Source organism: Streptomyces phytophilus (assembly GCF_013870535.1).
Taxonomy (GTDB): Bacteria; Actinomycetota; Actinomycetes; order Streptomycetales; family Streptomycetaceae; genus Streptomyces; species Streptomyces phytophilus.
Genome location: NZ_JACBXC010000759.1, coordinates 1 through 2,965 on the forward strand (window position 1 = coordinate 1; position 2,965 = coordinate 2,965).

Genomic DNA, 2,965 nt, shown 5'->3' on the forward strand with positions numbered 1-2,965 from the left:
GCGTGCCATCTGCACGTCGTCGTGGAGCCGGCGCAGCAGCAGCCGGTGCTCCTCCCCGGCGGTCATCCCGCTGTGCACGCCGACCGGCGGCGCCGGATCCTTCATCGCCCGCTGCACGGCGGCCTCGTACGTACGGACCTCCCGGACCAGCACGAGCATCAGGTTGACCAGGAACCCGTCCCGGTGAACCGTTCCGCCTGCCTGGGCGAGCTGGCTGATCTGGCGGCGCGCGGGCGAGCCCTCGCCCAGCACGGCCCAGAGCGTCGCCAGGTCGTAGCCCGGCAGGTACCAGCCGGCCTGCTCCCAGTCGACGAGGACCGGGCCCGCGGGGGACAGCAGGACGTTCGACAGCAGCGCGTCGCCGTGGCAGAACTGCAGGTTCCCGGGGCCGATGCCGTGCAGCAGCGTCTGCAGGTCGCCCATGTCGCGGTCGGTGAGCAGGCCCAGCTCGTGGTAGCGGCCGAGCTGCGTCCCGTAGTCGAGGGGCGCGCCGAACGCGCCGGCGGGGGGCCGCCACATCCCGATCCGTACCAGCGCCGCGAGCGTCGCGCGCACGTCGGCGTGCGGCGGGACCTCCAGCGGGTGGCGCTGGAGCGCCGCGGCGCGGCCGGGGGTGCGTTCGATGACGAGCGTGCAGCTCTCCGGGTCGGCGGCGATGAGCCGCGGCACCCGCACGGGCGGGCGGGCCCGGACGAACGTGCGGTAAGCAGCTATTTCCTGCTGCAGCTTCTCCACCCGCGCGGCCGACTGGTCGACCAGGCACTTCGCCACCGCCGTGGTCCGGCCCGTGGAGCCGACCAGCAGCACCGTGCGGCTGCTGCGGCGCAGCACCTGTACGGGGTGGAAGTCGGGGACGACGCGGTGCACCGAGTCGACGGCCGCGCGCAGCAGCGCCCCCTGCGGGCCGGTCAGATCGAGCCGGCCGCTGACGGGTCGGCGTGCGGTGGCGGGAAGCTGCCGCAGGCGTGCGCCGGCGGCCGGTGCGCGGCCCGGGTCGAGGAACGGCGCGCCGCCGGCCGCGGTCCGGTGCGGGGCCGGCGGGCGTACCGTACGGACGGGTGCGGATGCGGATGCCGATGCTGCGTACATGGGCGAGACAGATCCCTTCAGGCACGGGCCGGTTGCGCGCCGCCGCGGGCCGCCGCGCGCTGCCGTACCCTTCCTGGTCACTCGTCCGGGTGACCGGCTGGGGGTCCGGTCCCCGGCCGTTGAGCCCGGGAAATGCGGGTGGGCAGTGCGATTGGCATGTGCCCCGGGTGTCGGGGCCGGTTGGCGCAGTCATAGCCCACACCGCTATACGGGTGGCACACCATCTGGCGCACCCTGGCGAACCCTGGCGAATGCTCGCCGGGCCCCGGGACCGTCGGTACTGTCAAGTGAGCCGAGACCCTGGGGGCTTGACGTGAGCAAGGGACCCAACACCAGGCTCGCCGACCTGTTCGGGATGACCGGCTGGTCGAAGGGCGAGCTGGCGAGGCTGGTCAATCGGCAGGCGGCGGCCACCGGCCACCCCCAGCTTGCGACCGACACCTCGCGGGTGCGGCGCTGGATCGAGACGGGCGAGATCCCGCGCGAGCCGGTGCCCAAGGTGCTGGCGGTCCTGTTCACCGAGCGACTCGGCCGTGTCGTGACCACCGAGGACCTCGGGTTCGAACGGGCCGCAGGGCCCGGTCGGGTCAGGCGGCAGTCCGATGACGCACTGCCCTGGGCACCCGAGCGAACGGCCGAGGTCCTCACCGAATTCACGGGAATGGACCTCATGCTCAATCGACGCGGCCTGGTGGGCGCGGGAACGGCGCTCGCGGCCGGCTCCGCCCTGACCAGTTCCCTGCACGAGTGGCTGCACGCAGAGCCCGCCGCCCCGGGCACCGCCGCCGGGAGCGCCCCCCCTTACACCGAACCCGCGCGCTACGGCAGGTACGAGGCGACGCCGGTCGGCGCCCAGGAGGTCGAGGCGCTGGAACGTTCCGTCGAGGTGTTCCGCGCCTGGGACGCCGAGCGCGGCGGCGGCCTCCAGCGCAAGGCCGTGGTGGGCCAGCTCAACGAGGTCGGCGGCATGCTCGCGTACCGGCACCCCGAGCCGCTGCAGAGCCGGCTGTGGGGCGTCGCGGCGAACCTCGCCGTACTGGCGGGCTGGATGTCGCACGACGTGGGCCTGGAGCCCACCGCCCAGCGGTACTTCGTCATCGCCTCGCACGCCGCGCGCGAGGGCGGCGACCGGCCCCGCGCCGCGGAGGCGCTGTCCCGCGCCGCCCGGCAGATGATCCACCTGGGCCGGCCGGACGACGCGCTTGAGCTGGTCGGGCTGGCCAAGTCCGGGACGGGGCCCGGCACCCACGCGCGTGCGCGCTCGATGCTCGCCACCATCGAGGCGTGGGCGCAGGCCGCGAAGGGCCGGACGGGCGCGGTGCAGCGCACGCTGGGGGAGGCGGAGGAGCTGTTCACGCGCGACCGGGCGGACGTGGCGGCGCCCACCTGGATGCAGCTCTTCGACGAGGCCGACCTGCACGGCATGCAGGCGCTGGCGTACCGCACGCTCGCGGAACACGACCCGGCCGCGGCGTCCCGCGCCCGCGAGCACGGGGAACTGGCCCTCGCCAAGCGGCCGGAGGGGCGCCAGCGCTCCCAGATCCTCGACTACGTGTCCCTGGCCGCGGCGGGCTTCCTCGCCGACGACCCGGACCGGGGCGACAGGTACACCCGGCTCGCGCTGGAGCGCATCGGCGAGAACTCCTCGCACCGCACCTGGGACCGGTTGCGGCAGACGTACCGGCTGACCGCGCCGTACGCGGACGACCCCGCGGTCAAGGCGCTGCGCGAGGAGACCAGGGACACGCTGGCGAGGGCGCCCAAGGGGCGCACGAGCGCCATCTGACGGCAGCTCCGCTTCTCGGGGCTGCCGTACGGGGACGGGTGGGGAGAGACGGGCCGGGCCGCCGCGCGCGGTGGCTCAGCCCGTCACCTT

At 74.8% G+C, this 2,965-nt stretch carries 2 protein-coding genes; one reads left to right on the plus strand and one right to left on the minus strand.

Features of this window, described 5'->3' with window-relative positions:
- The coding region (locus H5J30_RS24770) for an aminoglycoside phosphotransferase family protein (RefSeq protein WP_181789576.1) at positions 1-1,089 on the minus strand (1,089 nt) is incomplete at its 3' end.
- A gap of 313 nt (positions 1,090-1,402) precedes the next feature.
- Here H5J30_RS24770 and H5J30_RS24775 point away from each other — a divergent pair.
- Positions 1,403-2,875: a DNA-binding protein NsdB gene (locus H5J30_RS24775; protein ID WP_181789577.1), complete on the plus strand. Its 1,473-nt coding sequence runs from the start codon at positions 1,403-1,405 to the stop codon at positions 2,873-2,875.
- The last annotated feature ends 90 nt before the right edge of the window (positions 2,876-2,965 follow it).